At 70.3% G+C, this 19,416-nt stretch carries 14 protein-coding genes and 1 tRNA gene; 6 read left to right on the top strand and 9 right to left on the bottom strand.

Annotated elements, in window-relative coordinates; all coding sequences use genetic code 11:
* Window positions 1–70: 70 nt before the first annotated feature.
* The 5 genes from ACW4TU_RS17635 to ACW4TU_RS17615 all read right to left on the bottom strand — a co-directional run bounded on the left by ACW4TU_RS17635 (window position 71) and on the right by ACW4TU_RS17615 (window position 4,516).
* Complete coding sequence (locus ACW4TU_RS17635) at window positions 71–655, bottom strand: 50S ribosomal protein L25/general stress protein Ctc (RefSeq protein WP_457428769.1); 585 nt, start codon at window positions 653–655, stop codon at window positions 71–73.
* 236 nt (window positions 656–891) lie between these two features.
* Window positions 892–1,875, bottom strand: coding sequence for a ribose-phosphate diphosphokinase (locus tag ACW4TU_RS17630; RefSeq protein ID WP_457428768.1), 984 nt, complete (start codon window positions 1,873–1,875; stop codon window positions 892–894).
* A gap of 116 nt (window positions 1,876–1,991) precedes the next feature.
* Window positions 1,992–3,440, bottom strand: coding sequence for a bifunctional UDP-N-acetylglucosamine diphosphorylase/glucosamine-1-phosphate N-acetyltransferase GlmU (glmU, locus tag ACW4TU_RS17625; RefSeq protein ID WP_457428767.1), 1,449 nt, complete (start codon window positions 3,438–3,440; stop codon window positions 1,992–1,994).
* Window positions 3,441–3,558: 118 nt separating this feature from the next.
* Window positions 3,559–3,629, bottom strand: a tRNA-Gln gene (locus ACW4TU_RS17620).
* Window positions 3,630–3,640: 11 nt separating this feature from the next.
* Complete coding sequence (locus tag ACW4TU_RS17615; protein ID WP_457428766.1) at window positions 3,641–4,516, bottom strand: hypothetical protein; 876 nt, start codon at window positions 4,514–4,516, stop codon at window positions 3,641–3,643.
* Window positions 4,517–4,694: 178 nt separating this feature from the next.
* Between ACW4TU_RS17615 and ACW4TU_RS17610 the strand changes: the two genes are divergently transcribed.
* Window positions 4,695–6,035: a sensor histidine kinase gene (locus ACW4TU_RS17610; RefSeq protein ID WP_457428765.1), complete on the top strand. Its 1,341-nt coding sequence runs from the start codon at window positions 4,695–4,697 to the stop codon at window positions 6,033–6,035.
* A gap of 17 nt (window positions 6,036–6,052) precedes the next feature.
* Here the strand turns inward: ACW4TU_RS17610 and ACW4TU_RS17605 are convergent, their stop codons facing one another.
* Together ACW4TU_RS17605 and ACW4TU_RS17600 are read right to left on the bottom strand one after the other, a co-directional pair.
* Window positions 6,053–6,547 (bottom strand): SUKH-3 domain-containing protein, encoded by a 495-nt coding sequence (locus ACW4TU_RS17605; RefSeq protein ID WP_457430178.1) that lies wholly within the window; start codon window positions 6,545–6,547, stop codon window positions 6,053–6,055.
* Between the two features lie 90 nt (window positions 6,548–6,637).
* Entirely contained in the window at window positions 6,638–7,213 is a 576-nt protein-coding gene (locus tag ACW4TU_RS17600; RefSeq protein ID WP_457428764.1) for a YwqJ-related putative deaminase, read from the bottom strand.
* Between the two features lie 350 nt (window positions 7,214–7,563).
* Between ACW4TU_RS17600 and ACW4TU_RS17595 the strand changes: the two genes are divergently transcribed.
* The 3 genes from ACW4TU_RS17595 (at window position 7,564) to ACW4TU_RS17585 (ending at window position 12,826) form a co-directional block, all read left to right on the top strand.
* Window positions 7,564–8,565, top strand: coding sequence for an SMI1/KNR4 family protein (locus tag ACW4TU_RS17595; protein ID WP_457428763.1), 1,002 nt, complete (start codon window positions 7,564–7,566; stop codon window positions 8,563–8,565).
* A 7-nt stretch (window positions 8,566–8,572) separates the two neighbouring features.
* Window positions 8,573–11,728, top strand: a complete 3,156-nt coding sequence (locus ACW4TU_RS17590; protein ID WP_457428762.1) for an SUKH-4 family immunity protein — start codon at window positions 8,573–8,575, stop codon at window positions 11,726–11,728.
* Between the two features lie 201 nt (window positions 11,729–11,929).
* Entirely contained in the window at window positions 11,930–12,826 is an 897-nt protein-coding gene (locus ACW4TU_RS17585; RefSeq protein WP_457428761.1) for a coiled-coil domain-containing protein, read from the top strand.
* A gap of 34 nt (window positions 12,827–12,860) precedes the next feature.
* Here the strand turns inward: ACW4TU_RS17585 and ACW4TU_RS17580 are convergent, their stop codons facing one another.
* Window positions 12,861–14,393, bottom strand: a complete 1,533-nt coding sequence (locus tag ACW4TU_RS17580; RefSeq protein WP_457428760.1) for an MFS transporter — start codon at window positions 14,391–14,393, stop codon at window positions 12,861–12,863.
* Between the two features lie 386 nt (window positions 14,394–14,779).
* Here ACW4TU_RS17580 and ACW4TU_RS17575 point away from each other — a divergent pair, with 386 nt between their 5' ends.
* Window positions 14,780–15,568 carry an ABC transporter ATP-binding protein gene (locus tag ACW4TU_RS17575; protein WP_457428759.1) on the top strand — a complete coding sequence of 263 codons (789 nt, stop codon included), beginning with the start codon at window positions 14,780–14,782 and terminating at the stop codon, window positions 15,566–15,568.
* Window positions 15,565–18,135, top strand: coding sequence for an ABC transporter permease (locus ACW4TU_RS17570; protein WP_457428758.1), 2,571 nt, complete (start codon window positions 15,565–15,567; stop codon window positions 18,133–18,135). Before ACW4TU_RS17575 ends, ACW4TU_RS17570 begins: the two co-directional genes overlap by 4 nt.
* Window positions 18,136–18,306: 171 nt before the next feature.
* Here ACW4TU_RS17570 and ACW4TU_RS17565 read toward each other — a convergent pair whose 3' ends face one another.
* The gene (locus ACW4TU_RS17565; protein WP_457428757.1) at window positions 18,307–18,729 is read right to left on the bottom strand and encodes a hypothetical protein; all 423 of its coding nucleotides are present in this window, start codon (window positions 18,727–18,729) and stop codon (window positions 18,307–18,309) included.
* Between the last annotated feature and the right edge of the window lie 687 nt (window positions 18,730–19,416).

Below are 19,416 nucleotides of genomic sequence, written 5' to 3'. Positions count from 1 at the left end.
ACGTGCCCTGACACACGCCGACCGCCGCCCCTGGTGGGACGGCGGCCGGCGGATGAGGACTCCGGGAAAATCAGGCCTCGGTGGTCGCGGCCTCGCCCTCGGCGGGGGCTTCCTCCGCCTGCGCGGCCAGGACCTGGAGGACGACCGCGTCCTCGTCGATCGCCAGCGTGGTGCCCTTGGGCAGCGGGATGTCCTTGGCGAGGATGGCGGCACCGGCCTCCAGGCCCGCGATGGACACCGTGACGGACTCGGGGATGTGCGTGGCCTCGGCCTCGACGGTCAGCGTGCTCAGCACGTGCTCGAGCAGGTAGGCGCCGGGGGCCAGGTCGCCCTCGGTGTGGACGTAGACCTCGACGGTGACCTTCTCGCCGCTCTTCACGGTGAGCAGGTCGACGTGCTCCAGGTAACCCTTCAGCGGGTCGCGCTGCACGGCCTTCGGGATCGCCAGCGCGGTACGGCCCTCGATGTCCAGGGTGAGCAGGACGTTCGGGGTACGCAGGGCGAGCTGGAGCTCGTGGCCCGGCAGCGTGATGTGGACGGGCTCGGCACCGTGGCCGTAGACGACCGCGGGAACCTTGGCGTCGCGGCGGATGCGGCGGGCGGCGCCCTTGCCGAACTCGGTGCGGGTCTCGGCGGTGAGCTTTACGTCAGACATGCTGTTCACTCCTCGTACGGGTGAGAGACGGACAGGTCACCCGGCCACGAACGGCCTGCTACGAAGAGCGCGTCGATAACGGATCACCGGCCCGCGAACCACACGGGCACGGCCTCCCTCGCCGAGCAACTCCAACAGAGTACTCGGCAGGGGAGGCCGCAGAAAAGTTGATCATGCAGAAGCGATTCGGCAGATCTGACGGGTAAGAAACCCGCAGGTAGAAGACCTGGTCAGCCCTAGTGCTCGTCGAACAGGCTCGTCACAGAACCGTCCTCGAACACCTCACGCACCGCACTCGCGATCGTCGGCGCGATCGACAGCACCGTGATCTTGTCCAGGTCGGCACTCAGCTCACCCGGCGTCGGCAGCGTGTTCGTGAACACGAACTCACTCACCCGCGAGTTCTTCAACCGGTCCGCCGCCGGACCCGACAGCACACCGTGCGTCGCCGTCACGATGACGTCCTCCGCACCGTGCGCGAACAACGCGTCCGCAGCCGCCACGATCGTCCCACCGGTGTCGATCATGTCGTCGACGAGAACACACACCCGACCCTTGACCTCACCCACCACCTCGTGGACGGTCACCTGGTTCGCCACGTCCTTGTCACGCCGCTTGTGCACGATCGCCAGCGGCGCACCCAGCCGGTCGCACCAGCGGTCGGCCACCCGCACCCGGCCCGCGTCCGGCGAGACGACCGTCAGCTTGCCCTTGTCCACCTTGTCGCCCACATAGTCCGCGAGCAGCGGAAGCGCGAAGAGATGATCGACCGGACCGTCGAAGAAACCCTGGATCTGGTCCGTGTGCAGATCCACGGTCAGAATGCGGTCCGCACCCGCCGTCGCCATCAGGTCCGCGACCAGACGCGCCGAGATCGGTTCACGCCCACGGTGCTTCTTGTCCTGCCGCGCGTAACCGTAGAACGGCACGATCACGGTGATGGAGCGGGCCGACGCACGCTTCAGCGCGTCGATCATGATCAACTGCTCCATGATCCACTGGTTGATCGGAGCCGTGTGGCTCTGGATCACAAAGCAGTCCGCGCCACGCGCCGACTCCTCGTAACGGACGTAGATCTCGCCGTTCGCGAAGTCGAAGGCCTTCGTCGGCACCACCCCGACCCCCAACTGCTGGGCGACCTCCTGGGCCAGCTCGGGGTGGGCGCGGCCGGAGAAGAACATCATCTTCTTCTTGGGGCCGGACGTCTTGGTCCCGGTCACAGCACTGTCTCCTCGGAGGTGTCTCAGCCGTGATCAGCCCTGAGAGGCCTGCTCAGCTGGGGGTGTGCGGGTGTGCATCTATCACGGTAGCCCGAGTCGGACCGGACTGTTTCCGGTCAGCTTTCGTCGCCCTGCTCCCGGACAGCCGCCTCGGCCGCCCTCGCCGCCGCACTACCCGGACGCTTACGAGCCACCCAGCCCTCGATATTCCGCTGCTGGCCACGGGCCACAGCCAGCGAACCGGCCGGCACATCCTTCGTGATCACCGAGCCGGCCGCCGTGTAAGCACCGTCCCCGACCGTGACAGGCGCCACAAACATGTTGTCCGAACCCGTCTTGCAGTGCGACCCCACGACGGTGTGATGCTTGTCCTGCCCGTCATAGTTCACGAACACACTCGCGGCACCGATGTTCGTGTACTCACCGATCGTCGCGTCCCCGACATACGACAGATGCGGCACCTTCGTCCCGTCACCGATCGACGTGTTCTTGGTCTCGACATACGTACCGATCTTCGACTTCACCCCGAGCCGCGTCCCGGGACGGAGATACGCGTACGGCCCCACGAGCGCCTGCGCCCCCACCACCGCACCATCGGCCACCGTGTTGTCCACCCGAGCCCCCGCACCCACCCGAGTGTCCTTGAGCCGCGAGTTGGGCCCGACCTCCGCACCCTCCGCGAGATGCGTCGCACCCTGGAGCTGCGTGTTCGGATGGACGATCGCGTCCTGCTCGAACGTGACCGTCACATCGACCCACGTACTCGCCGGATCGATCACACTCACCCCCGCGAGCATGGCCTCGGTCAACAGCCGCTCGTTCAGGATCCGCCGCGCCTCGGCCAACTGCACACGGTTGTTGATCCCGGCGATCTCCCGATGATCGGCGGCCACGGACGCCCCCACCCGATGCCCGGCCCCACGCAGAATCCCGAGGACGTCGGTGAGGTACTCCTCACCCTGACTGTTGTCCGTCCGCACCTTCCCCAACGCGTCGGCCAGGAGCCGCCCGTCAAAGGCGAAGACACCCGAGTTGATCTCCCGGATCGCCCGCTGCGCATCGGTCGCGTCCTTGTGCTCCACGATCGCCGTCACGGCCCCCGACGCCCCGTCCCGCACGATCCGCCCGTACCCGGTCGCGTCCGGCACCTCGGCGGTCAGCACGGTCACGGCGTTGCCGTCACCGGAGTGGGTGGCGGTGAGGGCGTGGAGCGTGGCTCCGGTGAGCAGCGGGGTGTCACCGCAGACGACCACCACAGTCCCGTCGACGGCCCCGCCCAGCTCCTCCAGCCCCATCCGCACGGCGTGACCGGTGCCGTTCTGCTGCGCCTGGAAGGCGGTACGGATGCCGGTGCCGGCCTCCGTCAGATGGGCGGTGACCTTCTCGCGGGCGTGCCCCACGACGACGACCAGGTTCTCGGGGTCCAACTCGCCTGCGGCGGCGAGCACATGACCCACCAGGGAACGGCCACAGAGCTCGTGCAGGACCTTGGGTGTGGCCGACTTCATACGGGTGCCCTCACCCGCTGCGAGTACGACTACGGCGGCGGGGCGATTGGCGCTCACGGGTGGTGCCCTTCGGCTGCGGAGGGGGTGGGGTGGACATCCGCAGGATACCGGGGCGTTTCGTGGGGGACATGAGTAAGGGCCCTGACTGGACTGTCAGGGCCCCACGTTGGTCAGGCTCCCGGGGAAGGAATCGAACCCTCATTCAATGGACCAAAACCATTTGTCCTGCCTTTAGACGACCCGGGATGGTTCGTCCCTTATGACCGATTCTCTGAATCGAGATTGGCTGCGGCACCTACTATGCCGCACCATGAGCCTTCGATGCGACGGTACAAGTCGGCTCCCTTGAGGACTTTGATCACTAGGCAGCCCCGGTAGGAGTCGCCGACGTTCTCGCGGACTGTTTTCGGATTGTGCTTCTTGATGGTCGTCTTGTTGAACGCGGAGCGGTCGGTGCCGACAAGGTCGGCCCAGTACTGCTCGGCGCCTGGCACGTCTGCAGTCTCGTGGATCATGACTGTGTAGCGAAGGCGCTCACGCTCGACTTCGAGGAGTGTGAGCCAGGCCAGGAAGACCTTGATCATGCCCGGGTCGCTGTTGACGAAGGCGACGTTCTCTCGGCGGTCGTACGACTTGTCCTTGCCGCCCTCGGCCCAATAGAGCCCCACGCCGACCAGGAACAGTTCCCGGGCCGTCATCTGTCCGACTGCTTCCGCAGCCGCTTGCTTGGTCTGCTGCCGTTCCTCTTCGCGCAGCCGCAGCGTGGCCTCCCAGCCTCGCTTGGCGATCGCCGACGCCTCTTCACGCGTCCGCTTTCGCCGCTCCGGTGCTGGCAGATCCCGTACCCACAGTGAGATCGAGCTCTTCGAACACCCCAGTTCCATCTGGATCCGGTCGTACGTCCAGCCCTGGAGTCGGAGTTCCCTCGCCCGGTGCCGCAGGTCGTCCTTCGCGTTCGGGCGCTTCGTCCATTCCGGGGGTGGCTCGCCCTCCAGGAGGCGGTTGAGGATGTCGTTGTTGTGGACGCGAAGCTGGTCGCGGATCTGGCGGCGGCTGAGGCCCTCCCGCCGCAACGCCAGCGCCCGTTCCCGCAACCCCTCGAAATCCGCGTACTTGCCACATGCATGTTCCATGGGCAAAGCCTCAGGGCGGAATCATCGCTTCCGGGGTCGAACGGTGCGCGATTCAGCAGTTCGAGGGATTCTGGTGGGTTTCGCTTCTGTTCGATTGTGGTCACGGCAGCCCGTGTGGTGTAGGCCGGTCGTCGAAACTCGCCGGAAATGCGGGGGGTGGCGCCCGTAGGCTGGGCGCATGACCACTACGGGGGAAGACCACGCCGGGGCCCTGACCGGGCCGTTGTGGTGGGCCCGGTGGCGGAGCGCGGCGTTTGACGTGGGTCTCGCGGTGCTGTCCGCCGGGGAGTGTGCGGCGGAGGGGGTCCGGTTCGCGAGGGACTCGGGGATCCCGTTGGCGGCGGGGATCGTGTTCGGGCTTGTCTCCGGGTCCGTGCTGGTGTTGCGGCGGCGGTGGCCGATCGCTGTCGTGCTGGTGTCCATCGCTGTCGCGCCGGCCCAGATGGGCTATCTGATGGGCATCGTCGGGCTGTACACGCTCGCCGCCTCCGAGCTGCCCCGGCGGATCATCGGGGCGTTGGCGGGGATGGCGATGGTGGGGACGCTCATCGTGACGTTCGTCCGGTCGCATCAGCACATGGCGGACGGGAGCCTGAAGATCGGGGACTGGCTGGTTCCTGTCGTCGCGATCACCACGTCGCTCGGGGTCACCGCGCCGCCGTTGCTGCTCGGGTTGTACGTGGGGGCTCGGCGGCGACTGATGGAGAGTCTCCGGGAGCGGGCCGACAGTCTGGAGCGGGAGCTTCAGTTGCTGGCCGAGCGGGCCGAGGAGCGGGCGGAGTGGGCGCGGAACGAGGAGCGGACGCGTATCGCCCGTGAGATGCATGACGTGGTGGCCCATCGGGTGAGCCTGATGGTGGTGCATGCGGCGGCTCTGCAGGCGGTTGCGCGCAAGGATCCTGAGAAGGCTGTGCGGAATGCCGCTCTGGTGGGGGACATGGGGCGGCAGGCGTTGACCGAGTTGCGGGAGATGCTCGGGGTGCTGCGGTCGGGGGACGGGCTGGAGCGGCGGGTGCAGGGTGTGCCGTTGGCGGCGGTGGGTGTGGCCGCGGCTGTGGCTGCCTCTCGTGCTGCTCGGGGTGAGGGTGGTGATGGTGCGGGGGACGGGCCTTGTCTGGCTGAGCTGGAGGAGTTGATCGGGCAGTCGGCGGCGGCGGGGATGGTTGTGGCGCTGTCGGTGGAGGGGGATGTGCGGTTGTACGGGGCGGTGGTGGAGCGGACCGCGTACCGGGTGGTGCAGGAGGCGTTGACGAACGTCCACAAGCATGCGGCGGGTGCGAAGACGCACGTGCGGCTGGCTCATCGGGGTGATGAGATCGCGATGCAGGTGGAGAACGAGCCGCCGCCCGAGCCGTCGTCGGCCTCCGCGGTGCGGTTTCCGTCCGGGGGCAACGGTCTGCTCGGGATGAAGGAGCGGGTTGCCGCGCTGGGCGGGGTTTTTGTGTCCGGGCCGACGGAGGCCGGGGGGTTTCGGGTGTCGGCGGTTATTCCGATTCAGGGTCTGCTCGACAGGTCCTAGGGCGGTCCTAGGGCGTCCTAGGGCGGTGTCAGGCGTATGGGTTCCAGGCCGGTGACCAGTGTGGCGAGGGCTTGGTCGACGTCGGCGCCGAGGTACCAGTCGCCGGTGTGGTCGAGGGCGTAGACGTGGCCCGCTGTGTCGATGGCCAGCAGGGACTGGGTCTCGGGTTCCTCGCCGAGGGGGCAGACCTCGGTGTCGAGGGCGCGGCCGAGGTCGGCGAGGGTGCGGGCCATGTGGAGGCCGTGGAGGGGGTCGAGGTGCAGGGCGGTGGGGGCGACCTGGCGGCCGGTGCCGGGGGGTGTGAGGTGCAGGCCGCCGAATTCCGCCCAGGCTTCCACGGCGGCCGGGAAGACCGCGTGGCGGTGTCCGGCGGGGGAGGTGTGGCCGCGCAGGGTGTCGGCCCAGATCTCGGCCTGTTTTATGTCCCAGCGGCCGGGTTGCCAGCCGGCGGCGCGCAGTGCGGCGTCGACGGCTACGGGGAAGCGGGTGGTGGAGGTGCGGTCGGTGTGCATCTGCGCTTCGATCGTCGAGGTCATGGACCGGCGCGGGTGTGTGTCTGGTGCGGCGCCGTTGCGCGGTGGGGCTTGGGGTGGGGTGGGGCGTCAGTCGGTGGTGGCCGACGAGTCGACTATGCGGACGCCGAAGTGGGCGCTGAGCGCTGTGCAGGAGCGGCAGGGGGTGGCGAAGGTGCCGTGGAGGGGGTCGCCGTCCTCGCGGATGCGGCGGGTGGTGAGTTTGGCTTGTTTGAGTGTTCTGCGGGCTTCGCCGTTGGTCATGGGTTTGCGGGCGGCGCGTCGGCTGCGGGCCTCGTCGGCGAGGGTGATGTGCCGGGATATGAGGAGTGCTTCGGCGCAGCGGCCGGTTGACCGGTCGCGCTGGGTGCTGGTGAGGGTGTCGAGGAAGTCCTGGACGAGTGGGTGGAGGGCGGGTGGCTGGTCGCCGCGGGCGGCTGTGCCGGTGAGGGTCGCGCCGCGTACGGAGAGGGCGGCGGCGACGGTCGGGAGTATGCCGTCGCGGCGGTGGCGGAGGGTGGGGACGCGGGGCGTCTCGTTGGCGCTCCAGCCGACTCGTGGGTCGCCGCCGGGTCTGCCGGACGTGCCGGGTGTTTCGGGCGCGGGTGTTCCCGCGGAGCCGTCCGTCGGCCTTCCTGGCGCTGTCCCCGTCTGTGTCGCGTTCATGATCGTCATCCCCTCGGTGCCTCCCCCGTGCATGCCCTCGGCGGACACAGAGTGCCAAATGGCGTGCCTGGTGCGGTAGCTGGGGCGGTGTGACACGCCCGGGCTTCGTCGTACCGTCACGGCGGGGTGACGGCAGGTCACGGAAGCGGGGGGCCGGTGGCTGGTGCCGGTGACCGGTGTCGGCGTACCGCATAGGCTGTCGGGCAGCCGCGATCCGCAGCGCCGTCCGGGTTGCTGTCCGCACTGATGTGCTGACAGGTGGACGGGGTGATGTGTCGTGACGTGATGTGACAGACGTACTGGTCGTACTGATGTACAGGCCTTACAGGACGCCGCAGGGGGCAACCGCCATGACGACAGGTCGGCTCGGGCAGCGAGCCGTGCCGCCGAACGCGGCTTATGCCGGGCAGGTGGTGCACTTCCCGGATCCGGTACGGGCCACTCGGCATCCGCGAGGGGTGCGGATCGACGAACACGGCTATCCGGACTTCTCGCTCTACGCGCGTGCGGTGGCGGAGATCGCCGAGCCGCCCGAGGGCTTCGGTGTCGACGAGCTTCGGCTGACGGACTACGTGTCGGCGAACGCGGCGCTCGCCGCGTCCGGGCACGAGCTGTGGGACACGGTCCCCTCGGTGGCGACCCCGCACGGCTGGACGTGGCACCACGTTCCCGGCGGGCGGCGGCTGGAGCTCGTCCCGGTCGAGGTGAAGGCGCTGCTGCGGCATCACGGCGGGATCGCGACGTCGGCCGTCGACCAGCACAAGCGCGGTACGCGGCCGCTGCAGGAGACGCGGCCCGCGCACTTCGCGCTGCCGAAGTCGGCGGTGGCGGTGACCGAGCCGCAGGTGCAGGGTGTCGAGGAGGATCTCGGCTACCGGCTGCCGGGGGCGTACCGGTCGTTTTTGAAGGCGGCGGGCGGGTGCGCGCCGGTGGGTACGGCGCTCGACGCCGAGCTGGGGCTGCTGCTGGACCAGCCGTTCTTCACGGTGCGGGACGAGGCTGCGGTCAACGACCTCGTGTACGTCAACAAGTGCCTGCGGGACCATCTGACGAAGGACTACCTGTGCGTCGGTTTCGTGCAGGGCGGTCTGCTGGCCGTGAAGGTGAAGGGGGAGCGGCTCGGTTCGGTGTGGTTCAGCGCGTACGACGACGCGCGGGACGTGGATCCGACGTGGCCGCCGGCCGACCGGGTGCAGCGGCTGCTGCTGCCGTGCGGCGACGACTTCGACCAGTTCCTGTCCCGGCTCGCGGGCAGTCCGCCGGAGCTGGAGACGGTGGCGAACCTGATGGTGGACGGCGGCTTCGCGCGTGCGGTGCCGGTGCCGTCCCAGGTGTCTTCGGTGGGGGAGTGACTGACCGATGGTGACCTTCGCGCAGGCGCAGGAGCGCGCCGAGGAATGGGTCAACGGGGACGTGCCGTCGTACCAGCACCGGGAGGTGCTGGTGCGGGAGTTCGAGCTCGGGTTCGTGGTCTGGGCGGAGGACCGCGCCGAGGGTCCGCGTTCGGACGGCGGCGCGCAGCGGCTGGTCCTCGCCCGGGACAGCGGCGAGGCCACGTTGTGGCCCGCTCTGCCGGTCGGTGAGGTGATCCGCCGGTACGAGGAGCAGTACGGCCGTGCTGCCTCCGTCGAGGACGCGGTACCTGCGCCTCCGGCGCGGGTCGACCTGAACCAGACGTCGTTCCTGCTGACTCCGCCGGAGTGGTTGCAGGAGGCGGCGGACAAGCTGGGGATTCCTGACCGGCAAGCGGGTGCGGGTGCCTCCGGCGGTGGGGCGGGCTCGGTTTCCGTGGCCTCTTCGGGGGGCGGGCCGGTGGACTCGGTGCCGCCGGGGGCCACGCCCTGGACCGGGACCGACACGACCGGTGTGGACGCGGGCGAGGACCGTTCCGTGCCGCTGCCGGCGACCGTGTTCGCGCCGCCGCTGGGCGACGAGGACCAAGATGACGTTCCACGTACCCGGGACGCCTACAACGGGGGTCCGGGGGGTCCGGGATACGGATATCCGCAGGGGGCGGGTGGGTCCTCGTACGGGTACCCGCAGGGTGTGCCCGGTGTGCCCGGTCCGCCGGGGCGTGCGCTCGCGGCCAACGCCGGCGAGATCGCCGACGCGGCGACCAGCAAGGCGCCGCCGCCGCGCGGGGCCCGGGGAGCGAGTGCTCCGCCTCCACCGGGTGCGCCGGGAACTCCGGGCGCCCGTCCGGGAGTTGGGTCACCTCCTCCGCCGCCGGGACCTGGTCCCGTGGGCGGGTATGTGCCTACGCAGTTCGTGTCGGCGCTCGGGGCCGAAGGGGCCGACGGGTCGGCGGGGGCGGGTGCTCCGGGCTCTGGTGCTGCTGCCGGTGGGTCTGGCGGTGCGTATCCGGTTGGCGGTCCGCGTCCGCCCGGTGGTCCCAACTCGCCTGCGGGTGGGCCTCCTGGGGGCGTTCATCAGGCCGCGACGATGTTCTCCGGGCCCGGTGGCCCGGGTGCCCCCGGCGGGTCCGACGCGTTTCAGCCTCCGGTGGCTGCCGGGGGTCCGGGTACGGGCCGGGCTCCGGGTACGCCCGGTGTTCCGGGTGGGTCTGGTCGGCTTGGCGTGTCCGGTGCTCCTCAGCCTCCCGGCGCGCCGTTGCCTCCGGGTCCGCCCGGTGCGCCGGGTACCGCTGGCGGGCCGAACCGGCCCGGCGTTCCCCACTCGCCCGGGGATGCCCCTCCGGGCGGTGTCCACCAGGCCGCGACCATGTTCGCCGACCCTCATCAGGGTGGCGCCCCCAACGCGCCTCGGCCGCCGGGTGCTCCGGGTAGTCCCCAGCCCCCGGGTGCTCCCGGCGTGCTCGGTGCGCATGGCGTGCCCGGCGGGCCGGGCGTACCGTCCGCTCCCGGTGCTCCCGGTGCTCCCGGTGCTCCCGGTGTCCCTGGGGCCGCCGATGCCGTGCACCGAGCCGAGACCATGCTGGCCGGTCCTCCGGTCGGCGGTCCCGGCATGCCCCCGCCGCCTCCGGCCGCCGGTGTACCCGGGGCTCCTGGCGCCCCGGGCTTCCCCGGCGCTCCGGGCCGTGCCGGTGGTTCTGGCGCTCCCGGTTTCCCGGGTGCTCCCGGTACCCCGGGCGTTCCGGGTGGGCACGGCGGCGCCGGCTCGCAGGGTGCCTCCGGTGCATTGATGGCTCCCGGCGCTCAGGGCGTTCCGGGTGCGCTGGGCGGCCCTGGCTCGCAAGGTGCCCCCGGTACATCGGGTGCTCCCGGTTACGGTTTCCCCGGCGCTCCCGGTACCCAGGGCGCTCCAGGCGCTCCAGGCGCTCCAGGCGCTCCTGGTGTCCCGGGCACGCCCCCCAACAGCCCCCAGCCCTCCATGCCCCACGGCGCGATGCCCCCGCCCTCCGGCAGTCGGCCGGCACCCGGCATGCCCGCACCGGCTGGTCCGCCCGCCCCCGGTCTGGCGGCCCCCGGCCTCGCGGCGCATGCCCAGTCGGCGCACGCCCCCGGCTTTCCGCCTCCGCCCGCCCCCAGCCTCTCCGCGCCGCCGCCTCCGCCCCCCTCCTACGGCTACCCTCCGCCCGGTCAGCCCACGGTCGGGCCCGGTTATCAGGCCGTTCTTCGCTACCGGGCGCCCGACGGGTCGGAGCAGCAGGTGATCCGGCGGTCCGCGCCGGGGACGCCGCATCCGGAGTGGCAGATCTTCCATGAGCTGCGGGCGATGAACATCCCGCCGGATCAGGTCCTCGAACTCCACACCGAGTTGGAGAGCTGTGAACTGCCGGGCGCCTACTGCGCCCGCATGATCCGCGAGCAGTGGCCGAACGCCCGGATCACCAGCATCGCGCCCTACGGCACCGATCACGCGAGCCGCCAGCAGGGCATGGCTCAACTCCTCGCGCATCAGGGTGAGTTGCACCAGGTGGCGGATGGTCCGGCGCGCCCGGGGCCGGTGCGTACGCCGCTGCCGCCCGTGCAGACCGCGCCGCCGATCCCCCCGGAGGGGGTCGCGCAGGAGATGGCCGCCGCGTTCGGGCCCGGGGTGTTCCGGTTCGACCAGGCGGCGGTGTCGCGGCAGGGGGTGCCGCCGATCGTGGCGCACACCCTGGTCGTGGCCGGGCTGCCCGCCGACATGGGACCGTTCTTCTGGGCGCAGGCCCAGCCGGGGCGGCCGGTGCCGACGCTCGCCGAGCTGGCGCAGGAACGCGGGGTGCGGCCGGCGGCGGACGCCGGGTCGTACCTCGTGATGGGCAGTGACTTCGGCAAGGCGGTCTGCGTGCAGTACGGGACGGCGAACATCGTCGCGGTGCCCGTGGAGGCGGGGCCGGGCGGGGCACCCGTAGCGCCGCAGTTCGTGAACACGGGGCTGCCCGAGTTCGCGCGCTGCCTCGCGCTGCTCGGCCGTATGTGGCGGCTGCGGTACGGCCTCAACCAGGAGCAGGCGGGCCGCTGGACGGTCGATTTCCAGGCCCAGCTCGCCTCCCTCGACCCGGCGGCGCTCGGCTCGCCGGAGAGCTGGTGGTCGGTGCTGCTGGAGGAGATGTGGGACGGGTTGCTGTGACCCGCTGAGCGCATGCGGAAGGGGGTGGGTGGCCGTGCGGCCGCCCACCCCTTCGTCGTACCGAGTCCTCGTACTGAATCCTCGTACTGAATCCTCGTACCGGCCGTGACCCGGCCCGGAGTGTCGCGTTAGGGACATTTCACCCCAATCCATCAAGATGTGCGCGAAATCATTACTTCGTACGCGGAGAGGGGTTGCAGAATGAGCAGCGCAGCGATGTCGCACGGTTTCGTGGCCGGTTTCGGGGCCGGACGGGGGCGTGGTTACCGGCCCGATCAGGTCGACGCGTACGCCGCCGCGCTGTCCGTGGAGCGGGACTCCGCCTGGGAACGGGCCGCGCGGCTGACCGTGCTCGCCAGGGACATGGAGGCGGAGTCCGGGCGGCTGCGGGAGGCCGTCGCGCGGCTCGCCCCGCAGACGTACGAGAGCCTTGGTGAACGCGCCCGGCGGCTCTGGGAGTTGGGCGTCGAGGAGGCCGCCGCCGTGCGGGAGCGGGGGCGCGGCGAGGTGCGGCAGCTGATCGCGGCCGCCGAGGCCCGCGCGGACGCCCTGCGGGAGGCCGCGGAGGCCGCCGCCGAGACGGTACGCGGCGAGGCCGAGGAACGTGCCCGGCATCGGCTGCTCGCCGCCCGCGCCGAGGCCGACGAGATCCGGATCGGCGCCCGGCGGGAGGTCAAGGAGGGGCGGGGGGAGGCGCTGGCCGCGCTGCGCGAGATGCGGCTGCGGACCTCCGGGCTGCTCGCCGAGCAGGAGAAGGAGTACGCCGAGCGGTGGGCCGAGCAGGAACGCCTCATCGCCGAGCGTGAAGTCGCCCTGGAGACACGGCATATGGAGCGGGTGACGGCTGCCGAGGCCGCGCTGTCCGAGGCGAAGCGGTCCTTCGGGGAGGCCGAGGAGTCGGTCCGGCGGAGCGACGACGACGCCCGGATCCGCGCCGCCGAGCTTCTCGCCGAGGCCCGCGCCCAGGAGGACCGCATCGCCCGTGAGACGGAGCGGATCCTGCGGGAGCACGGGGAGGAGTGGGACGACGTCCAGGCCCATATGGACCACGTACGCAGCAGTCTGACCACGCTCACGGGGCGGGCGGCGGCCGAATGAGCGCCGGCACCGCGAAGGCCGCCCGCCAGGCCCGCTAGGGGCTGTCGAGGACCGGGAAGCGGCGCGGCGCCAGTACCAGCAGTGCCACGAACGCCAGCGCCGCAGCCCCCGCCGCCCCGAAGTACACCGCGTGCACCGCCTCCGCGATCGCCCGCCGGGTCGCCTCCGGTGCGGCGCCCGTGCCGAGTGCCCGGGTCACCGAGTCCAGGTCGTTCGCGCCGCCCAGCCGGGACGCGAGTACGCCGTTGGCCACCGCGCCGAACAGGGCGGCGCCGATCGTCTGGCCGGTCTGGCGGCAGAAGAGCACCGACGCCGTGGCCGTGCCGCGTTCCGACCAGCCGACCGTCGACTGGACGCCCACGATCAGGGGGAGTTGGAAGAGGCCCAGGGCGCCGCCGAGCAGCAGCATCAGGAGCGTGGGCTGCCAGGGGGAGCCGGGGTAGGGGAGGAAGGGGAACGCCAGCAGGATCAGGGCCGCCGCGCCGATGCCGAGCATCGCGGTGTCGCGGAAACCGATCCTGCGGTACACGTGCTGGCTGAGCGCCGCCGACACCGGCCAGCTCAACGTCCATACGGACAGCACGAATCCGGCGGCGACCGGGGCCAGGCCCAGCACCGACTGGGCGTACGTCGGCAGGAACACCGTCGGGGCCACCATCAGCAAACCCAGCGCGCCCAGTGCCAGGTTGACCGCCGCGATCGTGGGGCGCCGCCACACCCACCCGGGGATGATCGGCTCCGCCGCCCGGCGTTCGATCACGACCACGAGGAGCACCAGCACAAGTCCCGTACCGAAGAAGGCAGTTGAGGGCCAGGACAGCCAGGGCCAGGCCACGCCGCCCTGGACGAGGGCCGTCAGGAGTACGCCGCCGCACGCGAACACCGCCAGCGCGCCCGCCCAGTCGATGCGGGGGCGCGGGCCGGAGGTGTCGCGCTGCGGTTCGTGGAGGTGGCGGGCCAGGAGCCACATCGCCACCACGCCGACGGGGAGGTTGACGAGGAAGATCCAGCGCCAGCCGGCGTAGGCCGCCAGAACTCCGCCCACGGCGGGGCCCGCTATCGCCGCGGTCGCCCACACGGTCGACAACTTGGCCTGGATTTTCGGGCGTTGCTCCAGCGGATAGAGGTCGGCGGCCAGTGTCTGGACCGTGCCCTGAAGGGCGCCGCCGCCCAGGCCCTGGACGATCCGGAACGCGATCAGCGCGCCCATGTTCCAGGCCAGCGCGCAGAGAAGGGATCCGAGGAGGAACAGGGCCGCGCCCGCAATGAGCACCGGCTTGCGGCCGAAGGTGTCGGAGAGCTTGCCGTACACCGGGAGGGTGACCGTGACGGCCAGCAGATAGCCGGAGAACAGCCAGGAGAAGACGGAGAAGCCGCCGAGGTCGCCGACGATCTGCGGTACGGCGGTCGACACGATGGTGGAGTCGAGTGCGGCCAGTGCCATCGCGAGCATCAGGGCCGCGACGACGGCCCCTCGCTTCTCGGTTCCCGAGTGCCGCGCCGCGCCGGGTATCGCGGGTCTCGTACGGCGGCTGCTGCTGCCCACCGGGTTCCTTTCCCCCTGCATCTATCTGCCGGCGACCACTCTGCCACTTGCCCCTCACGCGGCGGGAGGGTGGAGCGTGGTCGGGGCCGAGGGTGGAGTGACCCCGAGACCCGCTCCACCGAGGGGTGGACAGCCCCTAGGGGTACCTCCTTACTACGGCTCGGGGAGGGTTCGTACCGACGGAGGACGAGACGGGGGCCGGGCGGTCCTTAACCTGGCTTTATGCCGCTGGGGGCGGCGTTCCTGAACTTCGGGGGTGGGGTTTTCCCCCGCACAAGACTGCGCTGGGCACCAGAGACCCGGACCCCCTCCCACCAGCAGACTCATGGACATACCGCAGAGCAGGGCACCGGCGGCATCGCCCGGTGTCAGTGCGCTTTCACACTGACCGACTTAGGAGACATACCGTGACATCGGCTGTGACCATCACCAGGCACGGGGGCACTGGAGGGCGTACGGCCGTTGCCGCACGGGCGCGGCAGGTCGTGAAGGCGTACGGGTCCGGTGAGACCCGCGTCGTCGCCCTGGACACCGTGGACGTGGACATCGCGCGGGGACAGTTCACCGCGATCATGGGCCCCTCCGGGTCCGGCAAGTCCACCCTCATGCACTGCCTCGCCGGCCTCGACACCGTGACCAGCGGTCAGATCTACCTCGACGACACCGAGATCACCGGGCTCAAGGACAAGAAGCTGACGCAACTGCGCCGGGACCGGATCGGGTTCATCTTCCAGGCGTTCAACCTGTTGCCGACGCTCAGCGCGCTGGAGAACATCACGCTTCCCATGGACATCGCGGGCCGCAAGCCGGACAAGGGCTGGCTGGCGCAGGTCGTCGAGACCGTCGGGCTGGCGGACCGCCTCAAGCACCGGCCCAACCAGCTCTCCGGCGGTCAGCAGCAACGCGTCGCCGTGGCAAGGGCGTTGGCCGCGCGGCCCGAGATCATCTTCGGTGACGAGCCGACCGGAAACCTCGACTCCCGTGCGGGTGCTGAGGTGTTGGGCTTCCTGCGCCGCTCGGTGGACGAGCTGGGCCAGACCATCGTGATGGTCACGCACGACCCGGTGGCCGCCTCGTACGCGGACCGGGTGCTGTATCTGGCCGACGGACGGATCGTCGACGAGATGCTCCGGCCGACCGCCGACAGTGTCCTCGACCGCATGAAGGACTTCGACGCGCGGGGGCGTACGTCATGACTGTGCTCAAGACCTCGATGCGCAACTTCTTCGCGCACAAGGGCCGGATGGCCCTGTCGGCGGTGGCCGTGCTGCTGTCGGTGGCGTTCGTGTGCGGGACCCTCGTCTTCACCGACACCATGAACACGACGTTCGACAAGCTCTTCTCGGTCACCTCCCCCGACGTCACGGTGTCGCCGAAGGCGGCCAAGAGCGACGACACCCCGCAGAACGGGGTGCCGGAGTCGCTGCCGGCCTCCGTACTGGCGAAGGCCCAGCAGGCCCAGGGCGTCAAGTCGGTTGAGGGCGCGGTCAGTTCGATGAACGTGACCGTCGTCGACAGCGAGAACGAGAACATGGGGTCCAGTACCGGGGCGCCGACCTTCGCGGGCAACTGGACGCGCAACGACCTGCGTTCGATGGAGATCACCAACGGTCACGCACCACGCGGGCCCACCGAGGTGATGGTCGACGCCGACACCGCCGACAAGCACCACCTGAAAATGGGCGACGAGCTTCGTACCATCACGCAGACCGGTGACATCACCGCGCGGATCGTCGGCATCGCCGCCTTCAAGGTGACCAACCCCGGTGCGGCCATCGTCTACTTCGACACCGCCACCGCACAGCGTGAACTCCTGGGCGCCACCGGTCGGTTCACCCAGCTCAACGTCACGGCGGCCGGCGGGGTCACCGACACGCAGCTCAAGCAGAACGTCACCCAGGCCCTCACGGCCAGTGGCGCGTTCAAGGTGCAGACGCAGAAGGAGTTCTCCGACGAGAGCCGTGAAGGCATCGGCGAGTTCATGAACGTCATCAAGTACGCCATGCTCGGCTTCGCCGGGATCGCGTTCCTGGTCGGCATCTTCCTGATCATCAACACCTTCTCGATGCTGGTCGCCCAGCGCACCCGCGAGATCGGCCTGATGCGGGCGATCGGCTCCTCCCGCAAGCAGGTCAACCGGTCCGTGCTCGTCGAGGCGCTGCTGCTCGGCTTCGTCGGATCGGTCCTCGGTGTCGGCGCGGGGGTCGGCATCGCGATCAGCCTGATGAAGCTGATGTCGATGGCCGGCATGAACCTTTCCACCGACGACCTCACCGTCAAGGCGACCACCCCGGTGATCGGCCTGGTCCTCGGCGTCGTCGTCACCGTCGTCGCCGCCTACTTCCCCGCCCGCCGCGCGGGCAAGGTCTCCCCGATGGCCGCACTCCGCGACGCCGGCACCCCGGCGGACGGCAGGGCGGGCCTCGTACGGGGTCTCATCGGCCTCGTCCTGACGGGCGCCGGTACCTACGCCCTCTACCTGGCCGCCACCGCCGACAAGGCGAGCGACGGTTCCCTGGTCCTCGGCGCGGGCGTCGTGCTCACGCTCCTCGGGTTCGTCATCATCGGCCCGCTCCTCGCGGGCGGTGTCGTACGGGTGCTCAGCGCCGTACTGCTGCGGGGCTTCGGGCCCGTCGGCCGGCTCGCCGAGCGCAACGCCCTGCGCAACCCGCGCCGGACCGGTGCTACCGGCGCCGCCCTGATGATCGGTCTGGCCCTGGTCGCCTGCCTCTCGGTGGTCGGCTCGTCGATGGTCGCCTCGGCGACGAGCGAGCTGGACGCGTCGGTCGGCGCGGACTTCATCGTCCAGGGCAACCAGCGGATCGTGCCGCAGGCGGAACAGGCGATGCAGCGCACGCCCGGCCTGACCCACGTCACCCGCTACAAGGAGGTCGACGTCACCCTGACAGCGCCCGACGGCAGGGCCGAGAAGACCCAGCTGACGGCCGCCGACCCGACGTACGCCTCCGACCTGCGCCGCACCACCACCGCGGGCACGCTGAGTGACGCGTACGGCAAGGACGCCATGTCGGTGGGCTCCGCCTACGCCAAGGACCACGCGGTGAAGGTCGGCGAGACGATGACCGTCGCCTTCAAGGGCGGCTCGACGGCGAAGCTCAGGGTCGCCGCGATCACGGACGACGACGTGGCGATCGACAAGGGCTCGCGGTACCTGTCCATCGCGACGATGGAGAAGTACCTGCCGGCCGACAAGGTCCCGCCGAACAGCCTGATGTTCGCCTCGGCGAAGAAGGGCGAGGAGAAGGCGGCGTACGCGGCGCTGAAGAAGGCCTTCGACCCCTACCCGCAGTACCAGGTCCGCGACCAGACCGACTACAAGCAGGAACTGAAGGACCAGATCGGCCAGCTCCTGAACATGGTCTACGGTCTGCTCGCCCTGGCGATCGTGGTAGCGGTCCTGGGTGTGGTCAACACGCTGGCCCTGTCGGTGGTGGAGCGGACGCGGGAGATCGGCCTGATGCGGGCGATCGGCCTGTCGCGACGCCAGCTGCGCCGGATGATCCGCATGGAGTCGGTGGTGATCGCCCTCTTCGGCGCCCTGCTCGGCCTCGGCCTGGGAATGGGCTGGGGCGCGACGGCCCAGCGACTGCTGGCGCTGGAGGGCCTGAAGGTCCTGGAGATCCCGTGGGTGACGATCGGCGGGGTGTTCGTCGGGTCGGCGTTCGTGGGCCTGATCGCGGCACTGGTGCCGGCGTTCAGGGCGGGGCGGATGAACGTGCTGAACGCCATCGCGACCGATTAGCCGACCCGGGCGGGGGCCACGGGGAACGGGGAACGGGGAACGGGGAGGGCCCGGCGTCGGGGAGTCTGCGACTCCTTGGCGCCGGGCTTCGTGCTGAGGTGCGTTCGGCGGCCTGTCCATGTGGCGCCGGGACGCGTCCAAGGGCCACGTCGTGGAGCGGTGCCGTTTCCGCTAGTCGGCGGTCACTCCCCAGTAGCCGATCTGCGTGGGCCGGCCGTCGCGGTAGAGCACTGTGCAGTTTCCCTGGGCACGGTCAGGAAAGGCCAACCGCTCGCTGTCGAGTGCGTCGTCCCAATCCGCGTAGGTGGGGCGGGCGTCGGGAGCCCACGCACGTACCTCACCGTCAGTCAGCGGCCGCATGAACGGGCCGTCATCGGTGTCCGTGGCGTCGATCATGACGGGGAAATCCAGTACGGTGCCCGTGCCGCCGGTGAAGATGTACTCGTGCCAGTTGGGATCGCGCCACAGCTCCTCGACGGATTGGCCTTCGAAGCCGTGGTTGTCCTGTGCCAGGGTCTCTTCCTGAGCCTGCCGGAATGCTGCCGCCAGGTCACGCTGATACGGGCCCGTGTGGCTCCATGCGTTACCGCCCATCCTTGATGCCTCCCCAACTGAACTGTTCGACCGGTACCGCAGCGTAGGAGATGGCACTGACAGTGCCCGGCGCCTGATCACTCGTACTCGCGCAACGGTGCGTCGAAGCCGCGGTCGGCACCCCGGATGGCACTCATCTCTCGCTGGAAGAGGACAACGGACTCGAAGAGGACTCCGCAAGCCATGGTCCTGAAGCGGTGCGATGACGAATGACTCGTGCCGGACGCGTGGCAGATGGCGCGGGGGACCACAGGGAACAGCGGGGACCCCATCGACCGTCCACCGCAGGAAGAGCCTGGTCAGCGGTGGCCTTCGGGGCGGCTGTGGCTGGGGTCCTGGTGCGGCAGGGCAAGGCCGGCGGAGCCGGGCAGAACCGTGTGCCGGCTCTGCGGGACCGTCTCCGGCAGGACGCGGCACGGGCGGCGAAGGCTCGTCACAGGAGAAAGATCGCGGTGAACAGCGGCCACATCGGCCAGACATATTCAGCAACGGTGGCCTGGACCGCACCGGCCTCGCCTCCCGCGGCGGGTGAGATGGGCAGGCCGGGCCTGTGCTGCCGAAGCTGCGGAGGCGGCTGCGCGGGAAACAGGGTTGCGGGGTCCGGGCCGTTTCAGGGGGCCGGTGCGGTGCACGTTGTCCACAGGCGCCGCGTCCGTCGGTGCGGCGTCGTACCCTGGACACCCCCCG

Source organism: Streptomyces kryoterrae, assembly GCF_054072135.1.
Note: the sequence above shows the minus strand (reverse complement) of the source record. Positions and strands in the feature narration are given on the sequence as shown.

Excerpts from the sequence above, each read along its gene's own strand:
- ACW4TU_RS17595 (WP_457428763.1), top strand. The coding sequence starts at position 7,564 with ATGACGACAGGTCGGCTCGGGCAGCGAGCCGTGCCGCCGAACGCGGCT.
- ACW4TU_RS17565 (WP_457428757.1), bottom strand. The coding sequence starts at position 18,729 with ATGGGCGGTAACGCATGGAGCCACACGGGCCCGTATCAGCGTGACCTG.
- ACW4TU_RS17585 (WP_457428761.1), top strand. The coding sequence starts at position 11,930 with ATGAGCAGCGCAGCGATGTCGCACGGTTTCGTGGCCGGTTTCGGGGCC.
- ACW4TU_RS17580 (WP_457428760.1), bottom strand. The coding sequence starts at position 14,393 with ATGCAGGGGGAAAGGAACCCGGTGGGCAGCAGCAGCCGCCGTACGAGA.
- ACW4TU_RS17570 (WP_457428758.1), top strand. The coding sequence starts at position 15,565 with ATGACTGTGCTCAAGACCTCGATGCGCAACTTCTTCGCGCACAAGGGC.
- ACW4TU_RS17605 (WP_457430178.1), bottom strand. The coding sequence starts at position 6,547 with ATGCACACCGACCGCACCTCCACCACCCGCTTCCCCGTAGCCGTCGAC.
- ACW4TU_RS17590 (WP_457428762.1), top strand. The coding sequence starts at position 8,573 with ATGGTGACCTTCGCGCAGGCGCAGGAGCGCGCCGAGGAATGGGTCAAC.
- ACW4TU_RS17615 (WP_457428766.1), bottom strand. The coding sequence starts at position 4,516 with ATGGAACATGCATGTGGCAAGTACGCGGATTTCGAGGGGTTGCGGGAA.
- ACW4TU_RS17635 (WP_457428769.1), bottom strand. The coding sequence starts at position 655 with ATGTCTGACGTAAAGCTCACCGCCGAGACCCGCACCGAGTTCGGCAAG.
- ACW4TU_RS17600 (WP_457428764.1), bottom strand. The coding sequence starts at position 7,213 with ATGAACGCGACACAGACGGGGACAGCGCCAGGAAGGCCGACGGACGGC.
- ACW4TU_RS17610 (WP_457428765.1), top strand. The coding sequence starts at position 4,695 with ATGACCACTACGGGGGAAGACCACGCCGGGGCCCTGACCGGGCCGTTG.